The sequence below is a fragment of the Parapedobacter sp. 2B3 genome, from assembly GCF_041925275.1.
GTDB classification, from domain to species: Bacteria; Bacteroidota; Bacteroidia; order Sphingobacteriales; family Sphingobacteriaceae; genus Parapedobacter; species Parapedobacter pyrenivorans_A.
The window spans coordinates 26714-42620 of sequence record NZ_JBHEUZ010000001.1; the positions used below are offsets into that span (position 1 = coordinate 26714).

The following is a 15907-nucleotide window of genomic DNA, read 5'->3' on the forward strand; positions in this document are numbered from 1 at the left end:
TACAGATTACACTTGGTAGTATTGTTCCCAACCCTTACGTGGCGGCGGACCAATCAACAAATCATTGGCTACATTGTTATTTGTGATCCGCTTTTTCTTCCGGTCAAATTCCAACTTCGTGTTAAGGTGCTGCGCCATGACACCCAACGAAAACACCTGGCTCAACGGCCCAGAGATTTCAAACCGCGATCGTGTTTTCTCCTCACCCTTGCAGGCTTTCAGAAAATTAGCGAAGTGATTGGACGGGCTCACCGGTACTTCTGGTAAGCGCGATGACATATCCTTGGCCTTCTCCTCAGGTATAATGGAGAGTGTGCTGCCGTGGGAACCACCCTTGAACGTTAGTTCTTTGCCATAAATGATTTTTCCGGGATTTAATTTCACCGGTTCGATGTCGCCCGTGCTGGGCGGCGGAATATTGGGGTCCAGACCGGACACCCCATATCCTTCTGGAATGGGCGGCAGGTTATCCAGCCCATCGTACCACGTGATATCAAGCGCTGGCATACGTTTACGTTTCGGAAACCGGAACACAATCGTGGATGACATCGGGAAGAAAAAGTCATTATGGCCGGTAGCCTTCGTACATTCCACCTCGTAGGGCAACCCGAGATCCAGGAACTCATGGGCGGTATCGATAATATGGGCACCCCAATCGCCCAACGCGCCCATACCGAAGTCGTACCAGCAGCGCCACTGCCCGTTGATGTAATCGTGGTTATAGTCGTGTTGTTTCGCTATCGCCGAGTGCCAAAGGTCCCAGTCCAGCGAGTCTGGAATCCGCTCGGCTGGTGGAAATGACTTGATATTCGGGTCCCATCCATGCCAACGGCGCGGAGAGTTCATATGGGCGGTGATGGCGGTTACATCCTTGATGATACCAGCATCCACCCATGCCTTGAATTGGAAATAGTTGGCCTCCGAATGGCCCTGGTTCCCCATTTGTGTAACTACCTTGTTGTATTTTCGGGCGGCTTGCATCAGCAACTCACATTCTTGGAATGTACGGGCAAGCGGCTTCTCCACATAGACATGCTTGCCTAACCCCATAGCGTGCATGGTGATGGGGAAATGCGAATGGTCGGGCACCCCGATGGATACGGCTTCGATTTCATTTCCCATCTTATCAAACATTTGACGGAAATCTTGGAAGCGTGGCACATCGGGGAATTTCTTCAGTATATCTACCGTATGTGGCGCTCCCATATCCACGTCGCACAGTGCGACGATATTGGCTAAGCCAGTGGCGTACAAATCGCCGATGATCTGCGCACCCCGATTGCCGATACCGATACACGCCAAGTTAACACGTTCGTTGGGAGCGGCCAGTTTCGGCTTTGCCGCTAGCAAACCGGGAGCGACGGCCGCGGCGGCCGAAGCCAGCATAGCTTGCTTGAGGAATATCCTCCTCGAATATTCATACTTATTCATCTATAACTGATTTATGGTGGAATTAATTAATTTTACAATATCGTGCCATTAGGCAGACGCATCCGATACTCCCCTGAAGTAACCGACGCTCTCTGCCAGTCCCGCCAGTGGGTCTTTCATGTCTTTCTCAAACTCAAGACTGCATTTACCATTATATCCCACCTTGCGAAGTGTCTTTATAAATGCCGGAATGTCAATCACCCCCCTACCCAACTCACATGTCGTTCCGTCTTTCGTTGCCGCGGTTACATTTTTGAAGTGGATATCGAATATTCGTTTGTGGTACCGTTTCATGTCGCGGGCCGGATCCTGGCCATCCCGCATATTGTGCCCCATATCGAAGCATAGTCCCATCCGTGGATCCAAATCCTTAACCAATTCAAAAATGCTGGTGGCGTTGGGGTATAGCTTATCTTCGGGGCCGTGGTTATGTATGGCATACCGGATATCATACTCGGCCGTTTTTTCCGAAATATATGCCAAATCCTCCTTGTTCGGAATCCCGATGATCAATTTCACGCCCACGCGCTTTGCATAGTCAAATGCATTATCAATCTCTGCCTTAGATTTTGTCATGTAAAGTGGCCCTACTGCGTAACCGGTTACGCCGGAAGCAGCCAGCTTTTCGTGAAAAGCCGAAATTTGGGCTTCGGTACTGGCTAAGGGGAGATGGAAATCCTTGATACATAAGAAATTCACATTCATCCGTTTCATCATCGCCAGCGATTGGTCTATGTCAAAATGCACAAAGCTATAACCGGCAATACCCAAAGCAAACCCATCCGCAGCAACCGCACTTACGTAGCTGCCGGAGAATGCCTGCGTGGCGGACGTACCCACCACCGTGGCCGCCGAAATACCCAGTAAGCCTTTTTGAATAAATGTTCTTCTTGTTTCCATTAATTTGAAATATAATAAATCATACGTTATTTTCGTTTCGTTTCGTTTTTCTTATCGCCCCGGCGCACCCGTTAAATCCAGCTTTTTACGTATATTAGCCCGATGGACCATAAGCGCGCTACAATAAAAGACATTGCCTCGACTTTGAATCTCTCACCTTCGACCGTGTCGAAGGCGTTGCGGGATCATCCCAATATCGGGGCAACAACCAAAGAACGCGTCAAAAAACTGGCGAAGCAACTCCACTTTGTCCCCAACCAGACCGCTATTCGTTTCAAGCAGCAAAAATCATTTACGCTGGGAATCCTCATACCCAGCATGCTCGATCACTTCTATGTGGCCGCTGTGGAAGGATTCGAAAAATTTGCCTACGACCATGGCTACAACGTCCTTATCGGCCAAAGCCACGAAAGCTTACAACGGGAGAAAGAACTCCTCATTACGATGCAAAGCAACCGTGTGGACGGATTAATCATTGCTATATCCCGTGAGACATTAGACACCAATCACATCAACGATTTCGTCAATTCGGGAACGCCCATTGTCTATTTCATGCGCAAGCCCATCAATGAAGAACACCATTGCGTATGCAGTGACGTGTATACGGGATCCATCGATGCCATCGCCTACTTCGTATCGCGGGGCCATCGACGCATCGGTTTCATTAATGTTTCCTCTTTCTGGACCACCAGCCGCGACCGCTTTCTGGGCTACCGCGATGGCCTTATCCAATATAACATCCCCTTCGACAAATCGCTCGTGCAAGAAAGCGACTTCACCCAACAAGGCAATATACAGGCGACACGCCGATTGATGCAGCTAGATAATCCACCCACCGCGATCCTTGCGTTCAAAGACCAAGTGATGCTCGATTCACTGAACTGTCTACGGCACGATTTCCCTGCAAAGGCGGATGCCGTTGAACTGATTGGTTATGGTGCCAACCCCGTCATCCAATACCTCGAACGTCCCCCACTTGCTTCCCTCAAAGAACAACCTTATGAAATCGGACAAAAAGCCGGTTCATTACTACTGGATTTGGTTAACCATCCACAAGCGAAGTACCAACCCCAGCTTGTTAAAACGCCTTGTGAATTACAGGTTTTCTCCAGTCAGAAACAAAGGTAACGAAAGCCCTCCCCAAAAAGACCTGGACCCCATAAAAGTTTCCAAAGCGCACCAAATTCGTATCAAAAAAGCCGGATTACGATACCTTTCAAACGGTGTACTTGGTTTTTCAGCTTTACCGACCCAAACTTACCGAATGATGATTTCATCCACAAAAATCCATGCCGGATTACCCGCTGCGGGATACCCGGTGGGAATAGGTAAAAATGGTTTAGCCTCTACCCGGAGGTACCGGACATTGTGTCCGGCCACCGGTATTTCCAACATAAGCGTGGGCGATGGACCGGTGGATAGCTCGGGTCGGAATTGGGCCAGTAATCGGGTATCCGTCGAGTCTGTTCCACCCCATAAATCCACTTCTTGCGGTGGATAGATGTGGCGACCGTAATCTTGTTTTACGCTGATACCTATCGTATGGATGTCCGTGGCCTTATCGAAAGATAAGACGGCTGTCACCGGCTCTCCATGAAAGCCGAGCCACTTTCCGTCGGCATGGTTGCTTCCCCCGCTTTCGAGATCATGGAGCGCATGGGCACCCCGGGCTTTGTAACGAGGGTTGGGAGGTGCCAGCAACGCCACCGAACTAGGCTCAGCACCGGTGCGGTGAAACGTCCGGGCCATTTCCCTACTCGATATCCAGCCCGATTTATAACCCCTCACACGGATGGAAGTTGTTTCGGACACCGGAAGCGGCGAACGGTAAATTAGCGAACGTAAACTGTCCGGTTCACTTCCGTCGATGGTATAACGTAATTCCACACCCGGCACCGGGTGGCTCAATGTCACTACCAGGCTGTCACGGAAGAACTTACTCACAGGGGCAATTACAGGGTCATTCAATGGCAATACCGTTTCGCCCGAATCAACATACCCCTGTTCGATGCGAACATGCGCATGCTGCTGCCGCAGCTGCGCTACGGCGGCAGCAGCAACAGCCGTATTCCATACGTACACCGCGCGCAGGGAGGGGGCTGCCAACAAGATACCGAGACCTTCTTCTGTTATCGCTGTGCTGCTTACGCTTAGCGTATGCAGTTTGGGCAAACGAGACAATACATCGCACCAAGCATCGTCCACCTCTGTATTGTTTACCGTCAACTCCCGTAGGTTGGTGAAGGTTGCCAGTAAGTCGCGGTCGCTGGCGCTTAGCGGCATACCACTCAAAGTCAGTGAAACAATCTGCCTGCTAACCTGTTTCAATGCTTGCAATGACTGCGTTGAATAAGATGCCTTGCCAAAAAAAATCACCGATAATGCCGGCGATGATTGGGCAATTGGCCGAACCACGCGGTAAGGGGTGTTCAGTGACTTGATAACCTCCACGTCCGCCGCTGGGAAGTCATACGTCTCTTCGGAAACGGGGTACAACGCCGCTGCCAGTTGACGGATGGTATCATCCATCGGCAGAGCGGCCAATGGCGTATTGAAATCAGCACCCGAAGCTACCCATGCATTAATCAAGGCAAGTTCTTCCGGCGTCAATTGCGGTTTTCCTTTCGGTGGCATACGGTGTTCGTGGTCTAGGTCCAGCAATAGCCGCTCAATGAGGAGGCTTTCTGCCACCGACCCCTTTACCAGGGCCGGACCGCTCTCGCCACCTTGCAATAGAGACGCCGTATCGGCCAGTACAAGCCCTCCCTTAGCCTTACTGTTGCTATGGCAGTTCAGGCATTTGGCCTCCAGAATAGGGTAAACCAAGTCGGGAAATACGGCGGCAGTGGCGAAATCCAACGTCTTCTGCTGTTTCTGGCGCAACGGTTCAAACAAATAATCTTCACCATGGGTCAATGCCGCCCCAAAATGACCGGCCACGACCAAGACGACGAGTGAAATACTTAATCCCACCCGAAAAAGAAGCCGGTAACGGCCAGTAGGGCCAATGGCACGACGGTGGTATACCAACAGCAACGTGGATAAAAAACAGAGCGCCACACCCATCCATTTGTGCCATTGAAAGCCACTCCCTTCGTACCCACCTTCTTGGGCAAGCAACAGGCCTGCAACCACCGTAATAGCTGCAGTCCAAGCACTTGCGAAAAGTAACCCATATACCATCCGAGAGGCAACCGGTGGTAGCACGGCCAAGCGATTGCCAAAACAAGTAAGCAACCACGCCAATAGTAGCAACACGATCGGAAAATGCAACAACAACGGGTGGGCCCGCCCCACTACCTGCAACACGGGAGGAATAACGATGATGCGTTCAAAGACCAGAAAGAATAAAATAAATACAACGAGGCCGATCAGCAGGTTCAGCAACAGCGAATGGATAATCTTCATTTCTTACCCCTATACCAATATATCCTTTACGACAGTCCCAGCCACATCGGTAAGCCGATAACGCCTACCCAAATGCCGATAGGTAAGTTTCTCGTGGTCTAATCCTAATTGATGGAGGATGGTAGCATGGAAATCGTGTACATGCACCGGATCCTTGACTATATTATAACCAAATTCGTCTGTTTCGCCATAAACCATACCCGGTTTCACTCCGCCTCCCGCCATCCAAACACTAAAGCAACGCGGGTGGTGATCCCTACCGTAATTATCGTGCGCCAACCTACCTTGGCAGTAATTGGTCCGCCCAAATTCGCCGCCCCAGATGACCAGTGTTTCATCCAGCAGGCCGCGCTGCTTCAAATCTGCCACTAGAGCCGCAGAGGCTTGGTCAACGTCTTTGGCCTGCATCGCCATTTGGCCGGGCAAACTATCGTGCTGGTCCCACCCCTGATGGTATAGTTGCACGAAACGTACGCCATTTTCCGTGAGCTTACGTGCCAACAGGCAGTTTGCCGCATAGGTGCCCGGCACCAAACAATCGGGTCCATACAACTTGATGATATGGTCCGGCTCGTTCGAGAGGTCAGTTACCTCGGGAACCGAGGTCTGCATCCGGTAGGCCATCTCATACTGCTGTACCTTTGCAGTGATCTCCGGATCACCGAACGCATCGAAATGGAGGTTATTCAACTCGGCCAATTTATCGAAGAGCGCCCTGCGGCTCATACGGTCCGTCCCCGGAGGGTCATTCAAATATAACACCGGGTCGGGACCTCCCATGAACTGCACACCTTGGTGTACGGAGTCAAGGAATCCATTGGTCCATAGTTTGGCATACACGCCTTGCCCGTTACCCCGCCCTTTTGATACCAACACGCAGAAAGCGGGCAGGTTTTGGTTTTCGCTACCCAATCCATAGCTTAGCCAAGCGCCCATGCTGGGTCGATTTCCCTGCTGGGCGCCCGTTTGGAAGAATGTAATGGCTGGATCATGGTTGATGGCATCGGTATGCAACGACCGGATAATGCACAGATCATCCACCATTTTTGCCATGTGCGGAAAAACACTGCTTACCCATGCGCCGCTTTTTCCGTATTGGGCAAAATCATAGTAGGAGCCCACCAATGGAAATGTTTCCTGGCCTGCGGTCATTCCCGTAAGCCGCTGGCTACCGCGTACGGATTCGGGCAAATCTTGCCCCATCATTTCCCGTAACTTGGGCTTTGCATCGAACGATTCCAATTGGGATACACCACCGCTTTGGAACAAATAAATCACCCGCTTCGCCTTAGGCGCGAAGTGGGGGAGCATCGAAGCAGCCCGGTCGCCACCCGTACCACCACTCGAAAAAAGGTCCGGAATCAGCAACGACCCCAGTGCCGCGCTTCCGATCCCTACACTTAGCCTGGAGAGGAATTGCCGCCGGTTCTGGTATAACCGGGCTTGCTCCACTTCTTTCGCTATCATCTTATCTTTCTTCATATACGCTTTCCTTTCAGCTATCGGTAATCAGCTACGCTTTTTTTTATCAACAAACCTTCAAATCGCCCCGTCACGTCCTCGTAATCGCTTCGTCCAAATTATATAATGCATGTATGGCCGCCATTAGTGCCGCATGTTCAGCAACCGGCACATCCGCGTCCGCGGGTGCCTCGCCCACAGCCAAAAATGCCCGTGCAGCAGCCGGAGTTTTGCTATACCGCTCCAATTCGTCCGTATAATATGCTTCCATCAATTCCCTTTCCTTCTCGCTTGGATCACGGCTCAGTATACGGCGGAATGCCCGTTCAAGGTAAGCGCCCGGCTTGGCATCCGGCATCGCTTCCAACAGCGTCTCCGAAAGTACGCGCGAAGCTTCGAGAATCACCGGATCATTCAGCATCACCAATGCCTGCAGCGGTGTATTCGTACGCTGGCGGGTTACCTCGCACATATCCCGGTTGCTCGCATCGAAAATAAGCATGTTGGGCGGAGGCACCGTCAACTTAATGAATACGTACATGCCGCGCCGGTACAATGCATTGCCGTGGTCCTGCACGTAGTTCGCCAGTGTTCCACGCCCCGAACTCGTAACTTCCCATATACCGTCGGGTTGATAAGGCTTCACGCTGGGACCGCCGATTTCCGTATTCAACAGGCCACTGCTGGCCAATGCGAGGTCACGTATGGATTCAGCCGGCAGACGCAGTCGTTTCGCTCGTGTCAGGTATATGTTTTCAGGATCTTCTTTCAGATATTTTTCAGTAATCCGCGACGATTGACGGTAGGTGGCACTCATCACCAATTGTTTCATCAAGCGCTTCATGTCCCAGCCATTATCACGGAAATCAGCCGCCAACCAATCCAGCAATTCAGGATGGCTGGGCAACTCACCTTGGTTACCGAAGTCAGCCACCGTGGCAACCAAACCACGCCCAAAAACCATAGCCCATAGCTGGTTTACAAATACCCGGGCGGTAAGCGGGTTCCCCTTACTGAAAGTCCATTCAGCCAACCCAAGCCGATTAGACGCATATTGGATACTATCAAATGGCATAATGGCTTCCGGTGTACCCGGATATACCCGTTCGGTGGGCGAATCGTAAAGCCCGCGATCCAGTATGTAGGTCGGCCGCAACTCATCGCGCTCACCCATTACCGATACGGATACCGCGGAAGTATCGCCTCCTTTGTTGATAAATCGCAGGATTTCGTCCACGTCTTGCTGTGTAATGGTGAGTCGTGGTGTTTTCGACGGGCCTGAGTCCACTAACCCTTCAAGCCCCTTCTCCAATGAATTATTGAAGAACGCATATAACTGATAATAGTTCTTCTGCGAAAAAGGGTCGTATTTATGGTCATGGCATTGGGCACACTCCATGGTAATTCCCAAAATGCCTTTGCTGAATGTATTGGCCTTATCAATGGCATAGGCCACCCGATATTCTTCTTCGATCACGCCGCCCTCTTCGGTTATTTTGTGGTTCCTATTGAATGCCGATGCAAGCAATTGTTCTTTCGTCGCCTCCGGCAACATATCGCCGGCCAACTGCCAAGTCACAAACCGGTCATAGGGCATATTCTCATTGAAGGCATGGATAACCCAATCACGCCATGGCCACTGCGTACGGATGTCGTCATCTTGATAGCCGTATGAATCGGCGTATCGTGCCACATCCAGCCAGTGCATGGCCATACGCTCACCATAGGCAGGGGTGGCCATCAGTTCGTCGACCATTTTCTCATACGCATTGGCGGAACGATCCGCCAGGAATCGCTGAAGCTGCTCTTCGGTCGGTGGCAATCCGGTAAGGTCAAAGCTCATCCGCCGTAACAAAACATGCTTTTCAGCTTCCGGATTCGGCTTGAAACCCCGCTCCTCCATACGTACCAATACAAAGTGGTCAATTTCATTAAAAGCTGAACGTCCATTGCGGACATCGGGGACGATCACTTTACTGGGGGGAATGAATGCCCAATGGGGCTTGTATTCCGCCCCTTGCTTGATCCATCGTTCGATCAGCTTCACCTCATGGTCAGTCAACGCCAGATTGGAAGATACGGGCGGCATCCGCACCGTTTCATCATCACTCGTAATACGCCGATATGCCTCGCTCCGATCGGGATGGCCCGGTACAATGGCATGCATACCCGCCGTTTCAACCAATGCTTTGTAAGCCCCCTCCTCCGTATCGAGCCGCAGGTCGGCTTCCCGGGCATTCTTGTCCGGGCCATGGCATGCAAAACATTTATCGGAAAGAATGGGCCGAATGTGGAAATTATAATCGACCACTGCCGGCAGCATGGCAGGTCCGCCCCCACCCCCAACTTTACTCGTCGTAAAAAAATAACCGGAGAGTACTACCGCGACCAAGATGATTGCCGTACCTATAAGCCATTTCGAAGAAAGAAAGTGCTGCATCGTCGATTTATACTGGTATTCCAGTCAAAATTAACGAAACTTTTGGAATAGTCTAACGCTAAATCGATAAAATCAGTTAATACACGCAAAACACATGTGGGCCCACATCTAGTCCTTTCCAAACAGCTGATATAGTTCCTCTTGCGTAAATGACGCTGTACGCTGGCCAAATGTAGACCGTACTTCACCCAAATTCTCAGGCAACACCTCGTCACCCGTCGCATTACCCCAAGCATTTCGGATATAGCTCAATAATTGGGCAAGCTCCGCGTCGTCAATGGTCGAGTTATGGGCTATCCCCGGCATTTCACCGCTCACCTCGGGCACATCATAGGTATGGCCGGAAACATCAACAGGGCCGGTGAGCCCGTACAACACGAGGGCCATGAGGCGTTGTTTATTACCTTTCACCCATTGCGAACCCGCCAGTGGCGGCGCAATCGGCGAAACACCACGACCATCCTCCCCGTGGCAGGGCTGACATGCGTTCTGGAACAATGCGACACCTTGCGGATAACGCTTGGCCAATAACCGTTGGCTGCCCGCAGTCGGCTCGCCCTTCAGTCGATGGACAACCGCGGAAACACGGCTGTAAAGTACGGAGGTCGTATCAGGCAACCGGGCGGATAATTGCTGCAAGAATATATGTTCCTGCCCTTCAAGCCCGCTAATCACGGCATCAGCCAGGTATTTGTTATCCGCATGTTCAATGGCCCATTGTGCACTCACGGACCCTTCCATCGCTGTTAATGACGCTATCGCGAAGGTGGCATACGGCAGCAATAGCGTATCCTGCCCCGAAAGGTACGTAGTTACCAGGTTTGCCAATTCTTTCTGGGCGACGGTCGAAGCCAATGACACCGTTGCAACAATGGCTTGCGCACGTAGTTGCCACGGTTGCCGTTGTAATACCGTTTGGATGTCGGGCAAAGTCAAATGGCCCAGCCCTTCGAGGGTCCATAAAGCGTGAGCGACCTGCAAACTATTGTCGCCGCCGCTCAGTATCCCACGTAGCTGGTCCACCACGTCCGTAGCACGCCGGTCTACCAGCACCTGCTGGGCCTTGTCTCGTACCCAGCCATTCGTGTGCCCCAACAGCACAACCAACGAATCGGTACGCCGGGGCATCGTTATCCAATTCGCCTTGACACCCTTGGGTATTACCCGATAAATCCTTCCCATGCCAAGGGGAAGGGTCAACCCACGTGTTTCGATCTCTTTTTTCAAGTAGGGCGTAAGGTACGTGCTATGCTGGATGATGCCGCGGTACATATCTACCACGTAAAGCGCACCATCGGGACCATCATGAAGGTTTACAGGACGGAATCGCTCATCGCTACTGGCTAGAAATTCTCTCCCGTGATAGGCCTGCTCACCCACTACCCGATACCCATCTTCCACCAGCACATTCCGTTTGATTAGGTTCGCGGCGGGCTCGGCCACAAAGGCATTGATGCCTGGCAGCAGGCCACCGCGGTAGACCAATGGACCACAAGCGGCCGTGAAGTTCACCAAGCGGCCGGTACTATCCAACACCCCATCCTTGTATCCGCGGTTCACGCCCGTGGTAGGGCGTGCCGGATAAACGCGGTTATCAGCTACGATGGTTTCACCGTATCCCGCCACTTTGCGTTGGCTCGGGTTGTTCGAACCTAATCCCGCGGGGAAGTAATCGCCCGAAAGGTTACTCGAATTATCGTTGTAATATAACTTGCCCCAATCATCTTGGCTGATTCCCCATTGCCCCCGGAAGTGGGTTTTCTCTTTCAGCCAGGCACCACCGGGGGACCGTCGGTACCGCCAATCGTATTTGGCACTGTAAATCCAGTTGTCCAAACCGCGCAAGAGTCCATTGGGTTGATGCTCTACGTTTCCACCTTCCGCATACGTGCTATCCACCAACGTACGGCTAACCGGCTTATCCGCCCGAATTTCGTAAAACCACAAGTTGGGGGGCTCGGCCAAGAGCAATCCGCTATCGACAAGGCATATCGCCCGTGGCATCACCAACGAATCGAGGAACACGCTGCGCTCATCCATCCGGCCATCGTCATTACGGTCGGTTAGGATAACCACACGGCCTACCGGCGCATCCTCACCAATGCCCAACGTGTCGGGCATGTACCCGTCCATCTCCACGACCCAAATCCTACCCTTTTCATCGAAGGTCATGGCTACGGGCGCAATCACCAACGGTTCTGCCGCTACGAGTTCGACGTCGAATCCCTCCTCAACCTCCATCGCCTTAATGGATGCCCGCGGGCTTAGCACATCATTCTCGTTTCCGACGCTGCATCGCGTAAAAATAAAAATTACCCCAAGGAATACTGATAATAGGCGCTTTTCTGTTTTGTATCTGCTTTTGTAATCTGCCACCTTGCAAACTAATATAAAATTGCTTTTATATGCAAGTCTATAAAAGATTTGCCTTTCCGCCCTGTTTCACCTATTTATTCGCGCGATGGCGGTTTGCCCTCAGGCTGTCTAACATCTCCGTCCATGGACGAACCTGGTGGGTAGCAGCCCATTCTTCCCAAGCAGCAACCAATGAAGCCAGGCGACCGGTCTCTTCGCCACCCAGGTCATTCAATTCGGTTCGGTCTTTTGAAAGATCATATAGCTCCCATTTCAAGGGTTGATTTTCCTCCCATTTCATCACCGCCTTATAGTTACCCAGGCGTACCGCTCTGTTCCCTTCATGCTCCCAGCATATCGGCTGATCATGGATGGCGCCCCCACTTCCTTTCAACAACGGCAGGAAACTATTGCCTGCCATGGCGGGCACGGGCTTCCCGTCTTTCTCCGTCGTATAAGATGCGTCCGATATATCCACAAAAGTTGCCATTATATCTGGCAGGAAACTATATTCATGAATCAGTCTGCCGCGCTGGGAAGAAGGAATGCCCGCCGGCCAATGAGCGATGAGCGGTGAAGAAATGCCCCCCTCATGCACCCAGTGTTTATATTCCCGATACGGTGTATTGGATGCATTTGCCCAACTTTGGCCATAAGTCAGGAAATATCCTTCCTTGGTCTCCAGTTGCTCAGGCTTGCCTCCGCCCAGCATGCCCCCTTCCGCGCAGGCCCCATTGTCGTTGATAAAAATAATCAACGTGTTTTCAAACAGTCCGTCGGTTTTCAGGTAATCTACCAGCCGGCCGATATTTTGATCCATTTGATCAACCTGCGCAGCGTAGATAGCACGCCTGAGCGCCATCTCTGCCCGCTTTTCCACAGCCAAAGTATCCCAGTCTAGCCCGTCGGCGGGGGGTAACGGCCAGGACGCGTCGATCAGTCCCATATCTATCATTTTTTGATACCGTTCGCTCCGCAATGCCGCCCAGCCCTGGTCGTACCGATCGCGATACTTATCAACCACTGACCTTGGTGCTTGCAACGGCCAATGGGGCGCGGTAAAGGCCAGGTAGAGAAAAAACGGCGATTCCGCGTTCAATTCCTGTCCCTCGCGAATAAAGCGGATGGCGTAATCCGTAAAGGCATCGGTCGTATAATAATTCGAATCCGTCACCTCCACCGGTTCATTGTCTAATGTGATGCCCCTGGGACGTGCAGGTTGGAAATAATTGCTGGCCCCGTCCAGTATACCGTAAAAGCGGTCGAATCCGCGCTGCAACGGCCATTGTTCGCGCTGCTCCATTCCCAGGTGCCATTTACCGGTCATCAAAGTACGGTACCCCGCCGTCTTAAGCACTTCCGCCAACGTATGCGTTTGCTGGCTGAGTTCGCCGCGGTATCCGGCTACCCGATAATCATGCTGCCCGAAATCTTCCGACGGATTAGTCATGTGCCCGATACCCGCCTGGTGCGGATATAACCCGCTGATCAGTGAAGCCCTGGTCGGGCAGCATCGAGCACCATTGTAAAATTGGGTAAACCTTATCCCTTCGGCCGCCAACCCGTCCAGCACGGGTGTTTCGATTTCGCCACCAAAACAACCGAGGTCGGAATATCCCATATCGTCCGACATAATCAAAATGATATTTGGCTTACCGGATTGGGCTTTGGGCTGGCACGATACCACGGTGCATATCGCCAATAAATAAATTACCCGTTCTTTAAAATGTCTCATTATCGTCAAGGTGTATCAGTTAGCCAATTTGGTCAGCTTCCCAGCCAAAGAAAGGCAAATTCCCATTATATACAAAAAATGTTCCCCGATTTTCTTAACCTACTTCAATAATCGTTGGCAGACGCTTTCTTACTTTTGCACATAAACGGAGAACAATTATGGAATTAGGTATCAGTATGTTTGGCGATTTGCCGGTAGATCCGGAAACGGGCAAGTTTCTGTCAACGCAGCAGCGGCTTCAGGAAATCATCGAAGAGATCAAACTGATGGACGAAGTAGGCTTGGATTATTTTGGCATCGGTGAGCACCATCGACCCGACTACGCCGTACCGAGCCCCGAGATCATTTTAGCAGCGGCAGCCACGGTAACAAAACGTATCAAGCTCGGAAGCGCCGTGTCGGTAATCAGCTCTGCCGACCCTGTAAAGCTCTACCAGAACTTCGCCATGGTCGATCTATTGTCTGGTGGCCGTGCTGAACTGATGGCCGGTAGAGGCAGTTTCATCGAATCTTTTCCCTTATTTGGGTATAATCTGCAGGACTATGAAGCGCTATTCGCCGAAAAGCTAGACCTACTACTGGCTATCAATAGCGCTGAACGGGTGACGTGGAATGGCAAATTCAGGGCCCCACTGGACAACCAGGAGGTCCTGCCCAGGGCAGTAAACAACGACCTTTCCATATGGATAGCCGTGGGCGGTACGCCACAATCGGTCGTCCGTGCAGGCAAACTGGGCCTGCCTTTGATGATTGCCATCATCGGCGGATCGCCTGCCCAATTCAAGCCACTCTTCGAGCTGTACAAGAAAACCTATATCGAGCATGGCCATGACCTTTCCAAATTCCGTGTAGGTATTCATTCCCATGCGTTGTTTGGCGAGAACGAGCAGGAACTGAGCCGTACGTATTTCCCCTTGTATGCCGCACAGATGGACCGGGTGGGCAGATCCCGCGGTTGGCCTCCCTACCAACGCAGTCAATTTGATTTCGGGAAATCCAAACACGGCGCGCTATTCATCGGGGAGGCTGACGCCATGGTCGAAAAAATCCTGTACATGCAGGAGTCATTCGGATTGACGCGATTTGCCGCACACATGGATATAGGGGCGCCGGCACATAAGGATTTGATGAAATCAATCGAAATATACGGTGCTAAGATTGCACCCAAAGTAAGGGAGGCACTCCGCAATAGCTAGTCGTGCAGTGAACTAGTTACCTGAGTTGATTTCTTCAAACGTATCTGGAAATTCAAAGCCGAAGCGGTCAGCCGCTTCGGCGTTATATACGCGCTTTCTGACATGGAGCATTTCCACCTGCAAGCCATCGGTCGATCCACTCCTAAGGTAACCGGCAGCCTGTACGCCGCTTTGATAACCCCAATGGTAAATATCCGCACCGAAGGCGGCCACAGCACCCCGCGCCACCAAACCCGATTCACTGGTAAATACAGGCACCCCCCTATCGTTGCAGTTTTTCAGAATGGTCTCAAACGCTGCGAACACCGTATTATCCGGATTGGCAAAAAAAGCATCGATATCGTTGCTTAATAGCGACCGCACAACCAATTGCGCCTCGGCCGACGAATTGAGCGGCAATGCAACCAATTGTGCACCTATGCTATCCGCTAATGCGGCAATCTGCTCATATGCTTCGAGCGATTGCGGCTCGGATTGGTTGTAAATCATACCCACTGTCAACTGCGCCCCTTTGGGCTTCACCATTTCCGCAATGAGCGTAAACGAGGTATCGATATAATCTAGGTTTTCGCCCGTACCGAACAGATTATCTGGAGCTTTCCCATTTGCGGCCAATAATCCCAATATACTCGGCATGGCGGTGACGGTCTGGAATATGGGTGTATCCTTACTCCTTTGCACCGCCGCGATGGTAGCCAACGTGGTGCTGGTACCTATGAGATTTATTTCCTTGCTATTGAAATAACTGATGATTTGATTGAGCGTGGCCGCATCGCCCTGTGCATTACGATACACGATGGCCACTGTACCGTCAGCTTCGCTATATCCACTATCGGCCAACGCATCCATAAACCCTTCGCGCGCCTGTGCAATGGTTGCATCTTCGAACGCTTCGACGAAGCCTACCACTGGAACGCCCTCCCTTTGCTTGGCCGGCTGGCAAGCCGCGGCAAGCCCAACTAGGAATACCGCCATCCATGT

Annotated in this window: 10 protein-coding genes; 2 read left to right on the forward strand and 8 right to left on the reverse strand. The window is 51.7% G+C overall.

Annotated elements, in window-relative coordinates:
- Nucleotides 1–6 precede the first annotated feature (6 nt).
- Nucleotides 7–1431 carry a Gfo/Idh/MocA family oxidoreductase gene (locus ACEVG1_RS00095; protein WP_374741474.1) on the reverse strand — a complete coding sequence of 475 codons (1425 nt, stop codon included), beginning with the start codon at nucleotides 1429–1431 and terminating at the stop codon, nucleotides 7–9.
- 48 nt (nucleotides 1432–1479) lie between these two features.
- Nucleotides 1480–2331, reverse strand: coding sequence for a sugar phosphate isomerase/epimerase family protein (locus ACEVG1_RS00100; protein WP_374741475.1), 852 nt, complete (start codon nucleotides 2329–2331; stop codon nucleotides 1480–1482).
- Between the two features lie 102 nt (nucleotides 2332–2433).
- Between ACEVG1_RS00100 and ACEVG1_RS00105 the strand changes: the two genes are divergently transcribed.
- Nucleotides 2434–3459 carry a LacI family DNA-binding transcriptional regulator gene (locus ACEVG1_RS00105; protein WP_374741476.1) on the forward strand — a complete coding sequence of 342 codons (1026 nt, stop codon included), beginning with the start codon at nucleotides 2434–2436 and terminating at the stop codon, nucleotides 3457–3459.
- A 129-nt stretch (nucleotides 3460–3588) separates the two neighbouring features.
- Here ACEVG1_RS00105 and ACEVG1_RS00110 read toward each other — a convergent pair whose 3' ends face one another.
- The 5 genes from ACEVG1_RS00110 to ACEVG1_RS00130 form a co-directional block, all read right to left on the reverse strand.
- Entirely contained in the window at nucleotides 3589–5739 is a 2151-nt protein-coding gene (locus ACEVG1_RS00110) for a c-type cytochrome domain-containing protein (RefSeq protein ID WP_374741477.1), read from the reverse strand.
- Between the two features lie 9 nt (nucleotides 5740–5748).
- Nucleotides 5749–7221, reverse strand: a complete 1473-nt coding sequence (locus tag ACEVG1_RS00115; protein ID WP_374741478.1) for a DUF1501 domain-containing protein — start codon at nucleotides 7219–7221, stop codon at nucleotides 5749–5751.
- Nucleotides 7222–7291: 70 nt separating this feature from the next.
- Nucleotides 7292–9640, reverse strand: coding sequence for a PSD1 and planctomycete cytochrome C domain-containing protein (locus ACEVG1_RS00120; RefSeq protein WP_374741479.1), 2349 nt, complete (start codon nucleotides 9638–9640; stop codon nucleotides 7292–7294).
- Nucleotides 9641–9748: 108 nt separating this feature from the next.
- Entirely contained in the window at nucleotides 9749–11881 is a 2133-nt protein-coding gene (locus tag ACEVG1_RS00125) for a c-type cytochrome (protein ID WP_374741480.1), read from the reverse strand.
- A gap of 205 nt (nucleotides 11882–12086) precedes the next feature.
- Nucleotides 12087–13730, reverse strand: a complete 1644-nt coding sequence (locus ACEVG1_RS00130) for an arylsulfatase (protein ID WP_374741481.1) — start codon at nucleotides 13728–13730, stop codon at nucleotides 12087–12089.
- Between the two features lie 158 nt (nucleotides 13731–13888).
- Here ACEVG1_RS00130 and ACEVG1_RS00135 point away from each other — a divergent pair, with 158 nt between their 5' ends.
- Nucleotides 13889–14926: an LLM class flavin-dependent oxidoreductase gene (locus ACEVG1_RS00135; protein ID WP_374741482.1), complete on the forward strand. Its 1038-nt coding sequence runs from the start codon at nucleotides 13889–13891 to the stop codon at nucleotides 14924–14926.
- Between the two features lie 12 nt (nucleotides 14927–14938).
- Here the strand turns inward: ACEVG1_RS00135 and ACEVG1_RS00140 are convergent, their stop codons facing one another.
- Complete coding sequence (locus ACEVG1_RS00140) at nucleotides 14939–15901, reverse strand: ABC transporter substrate-binding protein (protein ID WP_374741483.1); 963 nt, start codon at nucleotides 15899–15901, stop codon at nucleotides 14939–14941.
- Between the last annotated feature and the right edge of the window lie 6 nt (nucleotides 15902–15907).